Genomic DNA, 16,048 nt, shown 5'->3' on the forward strand with positions numbered 1-16,048 from the left:
GCATCATGCCGCTATTTCCGCCATATTGCGGACACGCTGTTTTTTAGGTATTTGAGCAAGGATTTATCAACGATACCGAAAGGTTTTGTTGTTAATTTGCGAAGACTGAAAAGTCAGATTTCGAACAGGCTTGATGCGATATGAAGATCAGAACCGCACTTTTGGGAACTCTCATGGCATCCGCTTTGCTGGCGGGCTGTCAGGGTTCGTCCGTTTCCGATCTCAGCCTGCGGGCTGAAAAGCCGCTTCCGCAAAAGATCATTGCCAAGATGCAGGCAAAGGGCATGACCCGGACATCGCCGGTTATGGTGCGCATTTTCAAGGAAGAAGGCGTGCTTGAAGTCTGGAAGCAGAAAAACAACGGTAAGTACGACCAGATTGCATCTTACGAGATTTGCAAATGGTCCGGCAAGCTCGGTCCAAAGTTCATCGAAGGCGATCGTCAGGCGCCAGAAGGCTTCTACACCGTGCGCCCGGCTCAGATGAACCCGAATTCGCAATATCATCTCGCCTTCAATATTGGCTTCCCCAATGCCTATGACCACGCCCATAACCGCACCGGTCAAAATCTGATGGTGCATGGCGCGTGCTCGTCATCGGGCTGCTATTCAATGACCGATGACAGCATCAGCGAAATTTACGCTTTCGGCCGCGACGCCTTCAAGGGCGGGCAGCGGGATTTCCAGATACAGGCCTTTCCGTTCCGGATGACTGCCGCCAATATGGCGCGTTACAAGAACGATCCGAATTACGGCTTCTGGAAAATGCTCAAGCAGGGCTACGATTCTTTCGAAGCGACGAAGGTGCCGCCGAAGGTTGACGTTTGCGAAAAACGGTATGTCTTCAACGTACCGACACCAAACGGCCAGCCGCTTTCGGCAACCGACGCCTGCCCGCCTTCAGCAACAGCTGAATCGATGGCTTATACCTCGTCTTATGAAAAGACGTTCCAGTCCGCTTTCAGTGCAGCGCAGAAAAAGCCGGCACCATCCATTCAGGGCATCACGGAAGCGAAGCTTGTTTCGGCATGGAGTGCGGCACGTGCACGTGGCGAAAAAGTAACGCGGGAACCGCCTTCGCTTTCACCAAGCTCGGCAGAAACCCCGAACGCACCGGATATTGCGCCGGCGGCAACGCCGATCTCGGCTGCGCCAACCACGGCTATTGCGGCAACGCCAGCAGTCGCCACCAACCCGGTTCAGGCGGCCAATGTGCCAGTGCCACAGCAAAACCCGGCCAATGTTTCGCCAATGACCACGGCAAGCACTGTTGCAGACACCGTTGCGGCTAAAGCGCCTGAAAAGAAAAAAGCCTGGTGGAAGCTCGGCGGAAACTAAAGCGCAATGCGTGAAGAGATAGCTGTCTATGACTTAAGGGGGCTTAAATGCCCTCTTCCTGTTTTAAAAACCCGCAATCGCCTGCAAAACATGGCCTCTGGTTCGCTTCTCTGGGTGGAAACAACCGACCCTTTGTCGGGCATTGATCTTCCGCATTTCTGCACGCAGGAAGGCCACGCTCTGATCAAACAAGAGCGTGACGAAAAATTTTACCGTTTTCTCATTCAGAGAAAATAATCAGCGCGTTGAAAAGCCCGGAATAACCAGTGGATTGTCCATCATTGCTGCCCGATCCGGGCGATCAATCCCCGCTTTGCCAAGAAATGCATCGAACAGTTCACGCACGTAACTCTCTGGCAAATCCTTGACGATCATCACCAAAAGCGTCTCATGCTCATCCTTCGGCCATTTTGGCAGACGAGCAGGCGGGTGGAAAATCTTCTGCACACCATGGATGACCAGCGGACGATCCGGGTCTTCGGCAATCTGCACAATGCCTTTTACGCGCAACAGCTTTTCGCCATGGGTTGAGCGCAGCAGATCAAGAAACATCTCGAATGTCGAAAACGGAATTGGGGCCTTGTGCCGCAGCGAAAAAGAACGGATCGCATCATCGTGGTGGTGATGATGATGGTGGTCATGATCGCAATCAGGGCCGCACACATGGTCATGGCCATGATGATGGTGCGAATGGTCATGATCGTGATGATCATCATCTTCATAGGCTTCTGCATTGAGCCAGTGCTGCACATCTGCCGTCTTGGTTTCAGGATTATAAAGGCCGCATTCAAAGAGTGCAGCATAACCGGTGCGCGCATCAGAGGCTTCCAGAATGTCCGCACCCGGATTAAGCAGCTTCAATCTTGCCCTGAGTGCTGCAAGCCCGGCCTTTGCTTCGGGCATATCCGCCTTGGTAATGATAATGCGATCGGCCATGGCAGCCTGCTTGACCGCTTCCTCATGATGATCAAGCGTCGCCATTCCATTGACGGCATCAACGGTTGCAAGCACACCGTCAAGGCGGAAAGCCTGCATCAAAACAGGATGCCCCATGATCGAATGCAGCACCGGAGCCGGATCGGCAAGGCCCGTTGTTTCGATGATCACGCGCTTCAATGCCTTGATACGACCTGTCTGAAGACGATCAATCAGATCGGCCAGCGTATCCACCAACTCGCCACGCACCGTGCAGCACAGGCAACCATCGGCAAGCTCGATCACCCCTTCACTGGCTTCTTCAACCAGCAGATGATCAATGCTCACTTCACCAAACTCGTTGATAATGACGGCCGTATCGGTCAGCGCCGGGTCTTTGAGCAGACGATTGAGCAACGTTGTCTTGCCCGAGCCAAGAAAGCCGGTCAGTACGGAAACAGGGATTGGATGCGACATGATACGATCTTAATTGATTGAAGCGGCGGCACGCTGTGGGCGTGGCATCGGTACAGGAACCTGCGAAATATCAAGCTGGCCTACGCGGGTAATCTTTGCAGGCGGCGCGGAAACAAGCCCAACCTGAACCGGAACAGGCTCACGGGTCATCGCATGGATATAAGGCGAATTGAGCTGCAAATGCCCCTCGACATCACGGCCATCCCAGCGATCAGCCATGGCCTGCTGGCTGCAGATCGTCTTGCGCATATCCACCGCCTGATTGACGGCACTGCTGGCTGGCGGCACCATCGATCCTAAGGTCGGCACACCGGCACCATTGCTGCGAAACGCATCCGTCATAAGCTGTGCAGCCTGCACAGCACGGGTTTCCTGACGGTCGGCCCCAAGCACAACGGCCAAAATAGTGCGTCCCTGACGTGTTGCGGAACTGGCAAGATTAAAGCCCGATGCACAGACAAAACCGGTTTTCATCCCATCAGCACCATCGAAGCGGCCGAGCAGAATGTTGTAATTGGCCTGTGGCTTCTTGCCGTCACCCGCATCAATCGCTTCTGTATTGAAATAATGCGCATATTGCGGAAACTCACGGCGCAGTTGCACGCCAAGCACAGCAAGATCGTGTGCGGTCGAATAATTGTTCGGATCATGCAAGCCATTCGGATTGGCAAAATGCGACCCGGTCATGCCGATGCGCTGCGCTTCCGCATTCATGCGCTTGACGAAACCGGCTTCGCTTCCGCCCACGGCCTCCGCAACGGCCACGGCCACATCATTCGCCGACTTTACCAGCATGATCTTGAGCGCATTATCGAGCGTCAATACCGACCCCGGACGATACCCCATCTTGCTCGGCGGCTCTTTCGAAGCATTGACGGTCATTTTAACAGGCGATTCAAGCGTCAGCTGACCCGACTGAAGCGCGCGAAACGTGACATAAGCCGTCATCATCTTGGTCAGCGAAGCCGGATACCAGCGCTGGAAAGGATCCTGCGCAGAATAAACCTTGCCGGTCGCCACATCGACAGCAATCGATGGATTGGCCAGAGCAGCCGACAAAGTCAGGGCGGATAAAACCGCTGCTGCACCCAGGATTTTCAACGACTTCGCGATCATTTGTAGTTCCAATCAGCAAGGGCCTTAAAAGCCTGCGAATATATCAGTCAAAAAGCAAGATTTGCACTGCTCTTATCTATGCCATGTGGCAACCAAAAGGCAAATAGCGCATGCGCGGAAAAGTGGGAACCGGTTTGCCGATAACGCATGCGTGAGAAATAATCCCTGAAGCGCCAGGTGCTTTAGGGATTGCCCGCTTTCACCGAAACGTCATATTCTCCCGACATCTGCTTATTGAGAATCTCAGGATATTTCCGAAATGCCAGTGCTTAATCGTGTCGTCGAAACTGAAAGCCAGATCGCCGCTTGGCGCCGCCATCTGCATCAGAACCCGGAACTGCTTTATGATGTTCACGAAACGGCGCGTTTTGTGGAAGAAAAGCTGAAATCTTTCGGCTGCGATCTGGTTGAAACCGGCATTGGACGCAGCGGCGTCGTTGCGGTCATCAAGGGCCGCCATGGCGATGGTCCGGCCATTGGCCTGCGCGCCGACATGGATGCGCTGCCGATCACCGAGACCAGCGGCGTTGAATGGGCATCCAAAAATCCGGGCAAAGCGCATTCCTGTGGCCATGATGGTCACACATCCATGCTGTTGGGCGCTGCACAATACCTGGCTGAAACCCGCAATTTCCGCGGCTCTGCTGTTGTGCTGTTCCAACCGGCTGAAGAGGGTGGCGCTGGCGCGCTGGCCATGGTTCAAGATGGCGTGATGGATCGCTTCGGCATTTCGGAAGTCTATGGCGTGCACAATCTTCCGGGCCTTCCTGTTGGCCAGTTTTCGATGTGCAAAGGCCCAATCATGGCCGCAACAGACGAGTTCGACCTGTTCATCACCGGACGCGGCGGCCATGCAGCCCAGCCGCACCGCACGATTGATCCGATCCTTGCCGGGTCGCAACTGCACCTTGCCATTCAGGGCATTGTGGCGCGCAATATCGATCCGCTCGATTCTCTCGTGATCTCGGTCACGAAGTTTCATGCGGGCGAGGCCTATAACGTCATTCCAGAAACGGCCAAGCTTTCGGGCACCGTGCGAACCTTGAGCAAGGAAACCCGCGCCTATGCAGAGCGCCGCATTCGTGAAGCGGCAGCGGGCATTGCAGCTGTGACCGGTGCAGACATTAAGGTTCGCTACAAAAACAACTATCCTGTCACCCATAACCACGCCGAGCAGACCGATTTTGCGGCGCGCGTGGCAAAAAATGTGGCAGGCGAAGGCAAAGTGAAAACCGATGTCGCGCCGATGATGGCCGCAGAGGATTTTTCCTACATGCTGGAAGCACGCCCCGGCGCTTATATCTTCCTTGGCAATGGTGACACGCCCGGCCTGCATCACCCTGCCTATGACTTCAACGACGCAGCCATTCCTTATGGCGTGAGCTATTTTGTGTCGGTGATTGAAACCGCGCTTGCCGCCTGACGTCGAGAGCATTTGATGTTTTGAGTGAATCGCTGAAAATGCTCTTTTTATTAAGAGAAAATGCGCCTCCCCCGCTTTTTGCGGGGTTGGCGAATGGCACGAAAAACAGTATGTGTCGAAAAATGCTTAGCTTAGAGCGCATCCCGAAACGGGCGAAGCGGTTTTCGGATTAAGATGCGCGTTGAATAGTTATTTTGAGCATTCAGATTGCTGGTCCCGTAGCTCAGTAGGATAGAGCGCAAGATTCCTAATCTTGAGGCCACTGGTTCGAATCCAGTCGGGATCACCATTTAAATGCCTGTTATCTTTTTCAAATCAGCATGAACATAACTCACCCGCAAACAAGCTAATTAGCCCGCTCAAAAGCGATCCCAATAAAGCAAATGAGATAATTATTCAGTTACAAGACGGTAGATGAGATCGTTAACTTTCTAATTTCTTGACGGCACTACATGACTCTGCCAGCTTACCAATATATCGGGATTTAAATTTAGAGTTGCTTATGGGGGATAATGTATGAGCACTTTCGAAGAAAGCATCAAAGTTATTGCTGAACGTGTAAAAACGCATTCGAGTACTATGGCGACAGAGGAGGCAGTTAAGACAGCTGTTGTCTTACCTTTTCTTCGAGCTTTAGGTTACGATGTCTTTGATCCCAATGAAGTCATTCCCGAATTTACAGCCGATGCGGTTGGAAAAAAAGGCGAGAAGGTCGATTATGCAATCTACATGGATAATCAAATACGCATTCTGATAGAATGCAAGCCAATCAACGTTAACTTGGAAAAAAAGCACTTAGATCAGCTTTATCGGTATTTCAGCGTCACCAGCGCCAAATTTGCCATTTTGACCAATGGTCGCACATTCAATTTCTATACCGATCTGGATGCGTTAAATAAGCTTGATACCCGTCCCTTTTTCGTTTTCGATCTCGCAGACTTTAACCCGGTAATCGCAGCGGAACTAAAAAAATTCGAAAAAGGCAGTTTCAACGAAGACAGTATTTTAGCCACTGCTGAACGTCTAAAGTACACTTCGGGTATAAAAAAGGCTATCAACAAGCTCATAGAAGATCCATCAGAGGATTTTGTTAGAATCGTTTCGAGTGATGTGTATGAAAAGCGCTTCACGGCCAGCGTAAAAGAAATGCTTACTGCGGTAACCAAGTCTGCCTTCCGCGACGTAATTATGGATGCGGTGAAGAACCGCTTATCCAACGCACTTGCTGAAACACAGCAGGTTATTGAAGAGATCGAACAGCCCGAAGAAGAAGCCGAAATCGTAACAACCGAAGATGAAATCGAAGGTTTTATGATTGTCCGGGCCATATGCCGAGAAGTGGTTCCGGCGAAGCGGATTGTAATGCGCGATGCCAAGTCATATTGCGCCATTCTTCTGGACGATAATAATCGTAAGCCGCTGGTACGCCTACATTTCAATCGCGCAACAAAGTACATCGGGATTTTTGACGGCGATACTGAAGACCGCGTAATCATCGAAACCCTTGATCAAATATATGAATATGCAGATCGTATAAAAATCGCAGCTCAAAAATACTCTTGATTACAATAAACTCATCTGCCAGCCGAGCTACTATAACATAGTTTATAGGCTCGACTGACAGTTTGAAAAATTCTTTTTAGCAAAGATCACCACCGTTTCCTCATCCTTCATAGGGCCAATTGGCTTGTGAAAACACACCGCCATCAACCCATAAAGTTTGCCCGGTTACAAACTGCGCGGCATCGGATGCAAAAAACAGCGCTGGACCACAAATATCATCCGCAGTGCCCACCCGTCGCAGCGGCGTAATGCGGCTCCATGTGCCTGCATAATCCGGCTGCTCCTGTGCTGTGCGTTCGTTGAGAATAGCGCCGGGTGCCACGCAGTTCACCCGAATGCCGTGTGGGCCCAGTTCAACCGCGGAAACCTTGGTGAACTGCTCGATACCACCCTTGGAGGCCGTATAGGAAACCAGTTTCGGAAAAGCCAGTTTGTTGCAGCCAGAGCCGATATTAATGATCGATCCGCCCTTGCCCACATCGATCATCCGCTTGGCTGCGGCCTTGGTGTTGAGAAAACAGCCCTTCATATTGGTGCGGATAACATCGTCCCAGCCCTCTTCGGAAAGCTCCAGCAAAGTGCTCCATACCTGAATACCGGCATTGTTGATCAGCACATCCGGCGCATCGCCATACCAGCTGCAAACCTCGTCAAAGAACTCTTCAACCTCCGCGCCAAGACCCACATCGCATTCAAGCCCAAGTGCCTGACCACCAGCCGCTTCAACCGCCTGCATCAATGTGTCTGCCGTATCAACATCACCCCGGTAGCTGAAAGCAACCGCATATCCCGCTCTGGCCAGAGCCAGCACGAGATGCCTTCCAATGCCGGTGCTTCCACCTGTGACGACTGCAAACCCACTCATAAAATTCCCTCCCAAAGAATATCGAAAAGGAATTTAATCAAAGTTCGGCAATGGTAAAGCTGAGAAATTGGAAATATCAATTTTCCCGAAAGAGGAGAGCAAGATGAACCCCGATATTGAAACGGCCAATGGCGCCTGCCACTGCGGAACGGTTCGCTTTCGTGTGAAGCTTTCCGATGGTCTTCACACGGCACGCCGCTGCACCTGCTCCTATTGCCGGATGCGCGGCGCTGTCGCCGTTTCTGCCGAACTCAATGGCGTTGAAATTCTGGAAGGCAAAGAGGCGCTGACGCTCTATACATTCAACACAGGAGCCGCGAAGCACTATTTCTGCTCGAAATGCGGGATCTACACCTTCCACCAGCGCCGTTCAAACCCACAGCAATATGGTGTCAACGTTGCCTGTCTCGAAGGCATTTCACCCTTCGACTTTGCCAGTATTCCGGTCAATGATGGCGTAAACCACCCATCTGACAATCCGAAGCGCAAAGGGTCTGGCATTGCTGGCTATCTGCATTTTGAGCCAGTTGTGGATGAAGATTAAATCCTTGATCGCCGCTTCTGTTCATTTTTCTCCCATGAAAACACAAAAGGCGGCAGCGGGTCGAGACCGCGAATAATATCCGCACCCTTTTCGCCGACCATGATGGTCGGCGCATTGGTGTTGCACGACGGAACACGTGGCATGATCGAACTGTCGCACACCCGCAGACCTTCAAGACCGCGTACTTTGAGCTCCAGATCGACAACAGCCATCGCATCTGTCCCCATCCTGCAGGTGCCGACCGGATGATGATCGGTCTTGGCATTGGCACAGGCATAATCGAACAGATCATCATCACTGACGACCTTTGGGCCCGGTAGACGCTCGGCCATGACATAAGGTTTCAATGCATCCTGGCTCAGGATTTCGCGCGCGATCTTCAGGCCTTCCAGCGACATTTTGCGATCATGCGGATCGCTCCAGTAATTGGGGTCAATCAGGGGTGCTGCAGCCGGATCACTGGAAGCCAGCCGCACGGTGCCACGCGAGCGCGGATGCAGATAAGCGGAATTAAGCGTCACGCCTGCATTTTTGAGCTTCTCAACACCCGCCTCAATGCCCGAACCAAGCCCCAGATGAAACTGGATATCCGGTGAGCGGGCATCCGGGTCCGCATACCAGAAGCCGCCGGTTTCAAAGAGGCTCGATGCCACCGGGCCAGAGCGCAAAAAGATATATTGCAGGCCCGCGCCCAGCGTCCGGTGCAATTTCACCACGCCATCATAGGTGTGATCGCCTGTGCATTCGGCAATGACAAACAGATCAAGATGATCCTGCATGTTCTCACCCACACCCGGCAGATCATGTTTTACATTCACGCCCACTTTTTTAAGATGATCGGCAGGGCCGATGCCCGATTGCAGCAGAAGTTTTGGTGAACCAATGGCACCGGAGGAGACAATCACCTCGCGGTTTGCGCGCAAAACCTCACCGCTCATCAGCGTAACACCGGTGACTAGGGTGTTTTCCAGATTGACCGCGCGCACCGGCGCATTCATCCGAACGGTCAGATTCCTGCGCCCCTTAATGGGTGCAAGATAGGCAAGTGACGCAGACGAGCGGCGGCGATTGCGCTGGGTAAGCTGATAAAAGCCAACGCCAGCCTGATCACGACCATTAAAATCCGGATTATACGGAATGCCGAGTTCTTGACCCGCGCGGATATAGGCGTCGCAAATCGGCAATGGCGCAGACGGCATCGAAACGCCAAGCGGTCCGCCATAGGAATGAAAATCATCGTTGAACCGCTGATTGTCTTCAGCGCGTTTGAAATAGGGCAGCACATGACGATAGTCCCAGTCGGTACAGCCGTCCTCATTCGCCCATAGATCATAGTCTGCTGCATTGCCACGCGTGTAAATCTGCGCATTGATGCTGGATCCACCGCCGATGACTTTTGCCTGCGTATAGCGCAAAACACGATTTTTCAGATGTTTTTGCGGAACGGTCTCCCAGCCCCAACTGGCAACACCTTTGGTCATCTTTGCAAAACCGGCAGGCATGTGAAACAGCGGATTCCAGTCGCTGCCACCAGCCTCCAGCAACAGCACTTTCACCGATGCATCTTCGCTCAGACGATTGGCAAGAACGCAACCAGCGGGACCGCCGCCAACGATGATATAGTCATACTTCATGCGTTTCTCCTCCCGAGAAACTAAAGCTTCGCAATCGACAGGCCGCCATCGACATTGATCGCCGAGCCTGTCGCAAAAATGAAATCGCCACTGGCAAGTTGCGCAACAATCGCACCGACATCGCCTGCCTCGCCCCAGCGTTTCATCGGCACCAGACCGCCTTCGATCAGTCCGTCATAACGCTCGGCAACACCCGCTGTCATATCGGTGCGGATGATACCCGGACGCACCTCGAACACGCCGATCCGCGCTTCAGCAAGACGCAGCGCAAGCCCCTGCACGAAAGCCGTCAGTCCCGCTTTGCTGATGCAGTAATCAAGCCGTTCAGGCGAAGTCATCACGGATGAAACCGAACTGATCGTCACGATGCTGCGCGAAAAACGCACATCAGTTGCCGCCAGCATGGCTTTCACCACAGCCTGCGTAAAAAACACCGTACCGCGCAGGTTCACATTAATAATCATGTCAAAATTCTCAGGCCTCAGCCCGAGAAAATCGCCGCGCTCAACCGAGCCCATGCCAGCATTGTTGACGAGACAATCAATGCCACCCAGCGCCTTCACTACGGCTGAAACCGTCGCTTCATGCGTTTCGACACAAGCCAGATCACTTTCAAAGAAAGCCACCCTTCCGCCAAGCCCACGCAATTCATGGATGACTGCCTCGTCACGCTCTCGGTCGGTAATCGCCATATCGAACCCTTTGGCGGCCAAGGCGCGCGCGATGCCAAGCCCGATCCCGCGCCGCCCGCCAGTCACCAGTGCCACAGGTCTTTGATGGTTCATAGGAGCCTCTCCCGGTTCAGGTAATCAGAAACGCGCAGAGCCTGCGCCGCAATGGTCAGCACAGGATTGACCGCCGCCGAAGTCGGCAGAAATGACGCATCGACCACGTAGAGATTGGGATGGTCATAAGCACGGCAATAAGGATCAAGCGGCGCAGTTGCGGAATCATTGCCAATCCGCACCGTGCCACACTGATGCGATGGTGTGCGCCTGTCGAAGGCCCGCGACAACACCACCGGAAACCCTGCTGCACGCAGCGCGGATTTGAGCTTATCAACCAGCATCAGATGCGCCTTCCAGTTGGAACGCACCCAATGCAGAACGATGCGATCACCATCCACGCTCACGCGACTTTCCGGCGATGGCAGATCTTCGCTCATCGCGTAAAAATCAATCGTATGCCCGGCAATACGATTCAAAAGCCATTCCGGCACCTGGCGCATGTTGGATTTCAGGATCGCGCCCGAAACCCGCCCCAGCAATTGCACATTGCCAAGCGGCGGCCCGCCTGCCCCATCGCTTAGATAGTAATCGTTGAAGCCAAAGGTCTTCTGATAAACGCTGTCATTTTTATAGCGCGGATCAAACCCGATCACCGCACTGGCATTGTGGTTCATGAAATTGCGACCGACCTGATCAGACCTATTCGCCAGTCCCGAACGCAGCAAAAGTGCCGCCGACTGCACGGCTCCCGCTGAAAGAATGACCAGTTTGGGATGCAGGACCAGCGCCTCGCCATTCTTCACATAATGAACTTCTGTAATGGTTTTACCATCGGGCCCGGTTTCAAGCCGTGTTACCCGCGCGGATGTTTCAAGCCGGACATTCGGATGTTTAAGCGCTAGTGCTAACGGACAAGCTTCCGCATCCATTTTGCCGTCATTGCTGTTGGGATGCGCGTCCCACGGCGTTTTTGCCTTCGCCAGCCAGCGATCAATATCAACACCCAATGGCAAGGATGCCGGATGCAGCCCTGCTTTCTTCAGCCGTGCGCGCAGATCGGCAATCGGACGTTCATCCCGGATTGCCGGATAGGAATAGGGCTTTGAATGATAGGGTTCAGTGGGGTCATCACCCAATTCACCGCGCACCTGAAAAAGCGCTTCCGCCTTGCAATACCAGGGCTCAAGCGCGTCGTATGAAAATGGCCATGCCGGAGACACGCCTTCCAGATGCACCAGCTCCTCAAAATCCTCGTGCCGATAGCGCACCAGCACTGCGCCATAGAATTTGGAATTGCCGCCGACATTGTAATAATTGCCGGGATTAAACGGCGTGCCATCCGCCTCATACCAGAACTCTTTCGGGCGAAAGAAACCACGCTGGAAAATAGCGCGCGGGTCGCGGTTTTCCGGTCTGTCCGGCAAATGCTCCCCTGCCTCAAGAATGAGAATATCCGCACCCGATTCACACAGACCAGCGGCCATCGTTGCGCCACCGATCCCCGATCCGATGATGACAATATCCGGCTGTCCTCCCAAAGCCGTCACTCCTATTTTCCTTGCGGCATCCACCAGCCCGTCCGCGCACCGATATGCATGTTGAGCGTCTTGGTTTCGGTATAGTCCTCCACCGCATGACGGCCCAGTTCGCGGCCGAGACCCGACTGGCGATAACCGCCAAAAGGCAGTTCCGGCGTGCCATCCATGAAAGTGTTCATCCAGACCGTACCAGCCCGCACCTTGCGGCCAATGTTCATGCAAGTATCGAAATCGCGGCTCCACACGCCAGCCGACAAGCCATAATCAACCGCATTGGCAATCGAAATTGCCTCATCCACCGTATCAAAAGACAGCACCGACAGAACCGGCCCGAACACTTCTTCACGCGCAACGGCCATGTCGGCTTTCACACCTGCAATGATCGTCGGTCCCATATATTGGCCAAGGCCTAAATCCAGCACATCCCCGCCATGGGCAATGGCAGCACCCGCCTTTTTAGCCTGATCGACATAAGCGCCAACCTTATTGAGATGCTGTGGCGTGATAATCGCGCCCACCTGCGTGTTGACATCCAACGGATCACCGACGATAACTTTCTTCGACAGATCAGCGACCCGACCGACAATCTCATCGGCAATTGAGCGATGCACGATCAGTCGCGAACCGGCATTGCAACACTCGCCCGCATTGAACCATGCGCCGAACACGGCCGCATCGATAAAGGCATCCATATCCGCATCCGGGAACAGGATTTGCGGATTCTTGCCACCAAGCTCCAGCGATACTTTCTTGAGCGTCTGCGCCGCATTGGCCATGGTCAGCTTTCCAACACCTGTGGAGCCTGTGAACGACACCATATCCACTTGCGCGTGCGTACTCATATGCTGGCCGACATCAGCGCCCGTTCCGGTGATGATGTTGACGACACCGTCCGGCACACCTGCTTCAGCAAGAATTTCGCCAAGCAGCAATGTCGAACCAGAAGTCAGTTCCGAAGGTTTTACGACTGCCGTGCAGCCCGCGGCCAATGCAAATGGCAGCTTCTGGCCCACGATCAGGAACGGGAAATTCCACGGCGTAATGATCGACACAACGCCAATCGCCTCGCGCAGCACGACACCCAAAGTGCCATCACCCAGCGTATTATAGCTTTCACCATGCAGATCGCGTGCGAGCGCTGCCGCATAGCGCCAGATATCCACGGAGCCGGCAATTTCGCCGCGCACCTGAGAGATGGGCTTGCCAGCTTCAATCGCATCGAGATAGGCCAACTCTTCCGCCCGTGTTTCAATCAGATCGGCGGCTTTCAGTAAAATCAGCGAACGCTGCGATGCCGTTTTAGACGACCAGCGCGCATCATCAAAAGCCCTACGCGCGCTCGTAACCGCGCGTTCCACATCTGCCTTGTTGCCAGCCGGATAGCGGCTCACCGTGACACCATGGCCGGGCGCGACACGTTCTATTGTCTCGCCGCTTTGACTGCCAACCCATTTGCCATCAATCAGCATCAAGAATTCGCGAACTTCAAGCCCGTTCAGCGGCTGCGGTTTTACGACTACGCTCATCACCATTTTCCTTCAAAATTCGCTTCGCGCTTTTCGGTAAACGAGCGCACGCCTTCTTTCAGATCGCCGGTCTTGGCGACAAGAATGGAGCCCAGCGCCTCGACCGCCGCGCCATTATCCTCGCCATTGGCGACCGACAGCATCAGTTTGGAAATTTCCAGCGCAGCCGGTCCGCGCTTGGCCACTCGCGTCGCATAGTCTTGCGCGGCTTTTAACGCCTCGCCCGTCTCCACCACCGCATCGACCAGCCCATGCGACAGCGCTTCCTCGGCCGTGAACATTTCTCCACCCAGCACCATGCGGCGCACAATCTGCGCACCAAAGCGGCGCACGAGGCGCTGCGTGCCCGACCAGCCGGGGATCATACCAAGCGATGTTTCCGGCAGGCCGATTTTTGCCTGTCGTTCAACAATGCGAATATCGGCGGCACCTGCCAGTTCCAGACCACCACCCAAAGCATGACCATTCATCGCTGCAATCAGCGGCACACGCAAAGTCGCAAGCCGCTCGAACACACGATGACCGTAGCGCACCCATGCATGGCCGAATTCTTGCGGTTCCATGCCGCCCCAAGCCTTGATGTCACCACCTGCGGAAAAGGCCTTGCCTTCGCCGGTCAGGATCGCAACCCGCACGGAGCCATCGGCTTCCACCCGGTCACAGACCGCAGACAATTCCTGCAACAGCTCAATATCAAACGCATTAAGCTTTTCGGGCCGCTTGATAAGCATGACTGCGATGTGGTTCTCGATTTTAATCTCAATCCGTTGAGCCATTTAAGCCTCCAGCTTTCGTGCAGGCTTTTGCGGCAGTGTCAGACCAATCGGCTCGTCACGAAACAGTGCCTCATCCATGCGTTTAAGCTGATCCGAAACAATCAGCGGAAACTCAGATTGATCGAGAATATGCGTCTGCAAATCCACACCCGGCGCAATCTCGGTGAGCACAATCCCGTCTGGCGTGAGCTTCAAAACCGCGCGCTCGGTGACATAGGTAATGTCCTGCCCCTGCTCGACACTGCGCGCACCGGAGAAAGTAACATGCTCAACCTCATTAACGAGCTTTTTGAGCTTACCTTCCTTCTCGATCACCAACTTACCGTCAGCGACCGACAATTTCGCCCCTGCATTGAACATGCCGGAGAAGACGATCTTCCTGGCCCTTGCAGTAATATCAACAAAACCGCCAGCACCAGCCGTCACATGCGGACGGAATGACAGCTTCGACACATTGACCGAGCCATCGCGTCCGATCTCAAGGAAGGACAGAAGTGAGGCATCAAACCCCGCGCCCTGAAAATAGGTGAACTGATAAGGTGACGGCATATAAGCATCCGCATTGGACGCGCAGCCAAAGGCAAAGTCGAGAAGCGGCACGCCGCCAACTGCACCCTGCTCAATCACCCAGGTAACGGCACCATGCAGCCCTTCTTCCAACAGAATGCGCGGCACATTGGCGGAAATGCCGAAGCCAAGATTGACCGCACTTCCGGCCTGTAACTCCTGTGCAACACGCCGCGCAATCGCCTTCTGAATATTGAACTCGGCCAAGCGGAACGTATCGAGCGGACGGAAAATTTCGCCTGAAATTGCCGGATCATAAAGTGTCTGTGTTGTCTGCTTCTGATCGGGATCAACCACGATATAATCCACCAGAACGCCCGGCACGCGCACATCATGCGGTTTCAGCGTGCCCTCCTTGGCGATACGCTTCACCTGCGCAATGACGATGCCGCCATTGTTACGCGCAGCCAGCGCCTGATCCAGCCCACCAAGATATGCGCCCTCATGTTCATAGGTGAGATTGCCGCGTTCATCCGCAGTGGTGGCACGGATGATCGTCACATGCGGCACGATATTGGGAAAATAGAGCCAGTCCTCACCTTCAAAACTGACCTGCTTGACCACCGGCTCCTCACGCGCCTTGTCGTTCATGGCCGCCCCCTGACGTTTGGGATCAACGAAAGTATCAAGTCCCACTTTGGTCAGTACACCAGGGCGCTTGGCAGCTGCCTCACGATGCATGTCGAACAGAATACCCGACGGAATATTATAGGCGGGAATCTCGTTATTGGTGATCATCTGCCAGATCAGTGGCGGCTCAGCGCTGGATGGCCCAGACGGATAAGAACCGCCGATGATCTTTTTCAAAAGCCCCTTTTTGGCGATGTAATCAACGCCCTTGATGCCGCTCATATCGCCCGCAGCGATCGGGTGTAGTGTGGTGATATTTTGCGGATGGCCGGTTTCATCAAACCGCTCGCCAATCGCTTTCAGCATCATATCCGGACAGCCGAGGCCGCTGGATGAAGAAACAGAAACGACAGCACTGTCGGGAATAAGCGATGCTGCTTCCGCAAATGAAATATGTTTGCTCATAATG

General features: G+C 53.8%; 14 protein-coding genes and 1 tRNA gene. 6 read left to right on the plus strand and 9 right to left on the minus strand.

Annotation, left to right across the window (positions count from 1 at the left end):
* Positions 1–140: 140 nt before the first annotated feature.
* Both ABE527_RS13105 and ABE527_RS13110 read left to right on the plus strand, forming a co-directional pair.
* On the plus strand, positions 141–1,337 hold the full coding sequence (locus ABE527_RS13105) for a hypothetical protein (protein WP_499697166.1): 1,197 nt from the start codon (positions 141–143) through the stop codon (positions 1,335–1,337).
* A gap of 6 nt (positions 1,338–1,343) precedes the next feature.
* On the plus strand, positions 1,344–1,574 hold the full coding sequence (locus tag ABE527_RS13110) for a sulfurtransferase TusA family protein (RefSeq protein ID WP_499694777.1): 231 nt from the start codon (positions 1,344–1,346) through the stop codon (positions 1,572–1,574).
* On the opposite strand, the gene ABE527_RS13115 is transcribed toward ABE527_RS13110, so the two are convergent.
* On the minus strand, positions 1,575–2,729 hold the full coding sequence (locus tag ABE527_RS13115) for a CobW family GTP-binding protein (protein WP_499694778.1): 1,155 nt from the start codon (positions 2,727–2,729) through the stop codon (positions 1,575–1,577).
* A gap of 9 nt (positions 2,730–2,738) precedes the next feature.
* Positions 2,739–3,845, minus strand: coding sequence for a D-alanyl-D-alanine carboxypeptidase family protein (locus tag ABE527_RS13120; RefSeq protein WP_265982407.1), 1,107 nt, complete (start codon positions 3,843–3,845; stop codon positions 2,739–2,741).
* Between the two features lie 259 nt (positions 3,846–4,104).
* On the opposite strand from ABE527_RS13120, the gene ABE527_RS13125 reads away from it, so the two are divergent.
* The 3 genes from ABE527_RS13125 to ABE527_RS13135 all read left to right on the plus strand — a co-directional run bounded on the left by ABE527_RS13125 (position 4,105) and on the right by ABE527_RS13135 (position 6,831).
* Positions 4,105–5,268, plus strand: a complete 1,164-nt coding sequence (locus ABE527_RS13125; RefSeq protein WP_499697167.1) for a M20 aminoacylase family protein — start codon at positions 4,105–4,107, stop codon at positions 5,266–5,268.
* A gap of 212 nt (positions 5,269–5,480) precedes the next feature.
* Positions 5,481–5,557 (plus strand) — tRNA-Arg (locus tag ABE527_RS13130).
* A gap of 227 nt (positions 5,558–5,784) precedes the next feature.
* Positions 5,785–6,831 carry a type I restriction endonuclease gene (locus ABE527_RS13135; RefSeq protein WP_265982409.1) on the plus strand — a complete coding sequence of 349 codons (1,047 nt, stop codon included), beginning with the start codon at positions 5,785–5,787 and terminating at the stop codon, positions 6,829–6,831.
* Between the two features lie 100 nt (positions 6,832–6,931).
* Here the strand turns inward: ABE527_RS13135 and ABE527_RS13140 are convergent, their stop codons facing one another.
* The gene (locus ABE527_RS13140) at positions 6,932–7,696 is read right to left on the minus strand and encodes an SDR family NAD(P)-dependent oxidoreductase (protein ID WP_265982410.1); all 765 of its coding nucleotides are present in this window, start codon (positions 7,694–7,696) and stop codon (positions 6,932–6,934) included.
* A 103-nt stretch (positions 7,697–7,799) separates the two neighbouring features.
* On the opposite strand from ABE527_RS13140, the gene ABE527_RS13145 reads away from it, so the two are divergent.
* Positions 7,800–8,240: a GFA family protein gene (locus ABE527_RS13145; protein ID WP_265982411.1), complete on the plus strand. Its 441-nt coding sequence runs from the start codon at positions 7,800–7,802 to the stop codon at positions 8,238–8,240.
* On the opposite strand, the gene ABE527_RS13150 is transcribed toward ABE527_RS13145, so the two are convergent.
* From ABE527_RS13150 to ABE527_RS13175, 6 genes are read right to left on the minus strand one after another with little or no spacing between them, the layout of a single operon-like run.
* A complete protein-coding gene (locus tag ABE527_RS13150) occupies positions 8,237–9,874 on the minus strand; it encodes a GMC family oxidoreductase (RefSeq protein WP_499697168.1) in 1,638 nt (545 codons plus the stop codon). The genes ABE527_RS13145 and ABE527_RS13150 overlap by 4 nt on opposite strands.
* Before the next feature lie 20 nt (positions 9,875–9,894).
* Positions 9,895–10,659: a 3-ketoacyl-ACP reductase gene (locus ABE527_RS13155; RefSeq protein WP_499697169.1), complete on the minus strand. Its 765-nt coding sequence runs from the start codon at positions 10,657–10,659 to the stop codon at positions 9,895–9,897.
* Positions 10,656–12,140: a GMC oxidoreductase gene (locus ABE527_RS13160; protein ID WP_499697186.1), complete on the minus strand. Its 1,485-nt coding sequence runs from the start codon at positions 12,138–12,140 to the stop codon at positions 10,656–10,658. The genes ABE527_RS13155 and ABE527_RS13160 overlap by 4 nt, the downstream gene beginning before the upstream one ends.
* An 11-nt stretch (positions 12,141–12,151) precedes the next feature.
* Positions 12,152–13,672, minus strand: a complete 1,521-nt coding sequence (locus ABE527_RS13165; protein ID WP_499697170.1) for an aldehyde dehydrogenase family protein — start codon at positions 13,670–13,672, stop codon at positions 12,152–12,154.
* Positions 13,666–14,442: an enoyl-CoA hydratase/isomerase family protein gene (locus tag ABE527_RS13170; RefSeq protein ID WP_499697171.1), complete on the minus strand. Its 777-nt coding sequence runs from the start codon at positions 14,440–14,442 to the stop codon at positions 13,666–13,668. Before ABE527_RS13170 ends, ABE527_RS13165 begins: the two co-directional genes overlap by 7 nt.
* Positions 14,443–16,044: an acyl CoA:acetate/3-ketoacid CoA transferase gene (locus ABE527_RS13175; RefSeq protein ID WP_499697172.1), complete on the minus strand. Its 1,602-nt coding sequence runs from the start codon at positions 16,042–16,044 to the stop codon at positions 14,443–14,445.
* Between the last annotated feature and the right edge of the window lie 4 nt (positions 16,045–16,048).

It is taken from the genome of Brucella sp. TWI432, from assembly GCF_039674445.1.
In the GTDB taxonomy this organism is placed as follows: domain Bacteria; phylum Pseudomonadota; class Alphaproteobacteria; order Rhizobiales; family Rhizobiaceae; genus Brucella; species Brucella chromiisoli.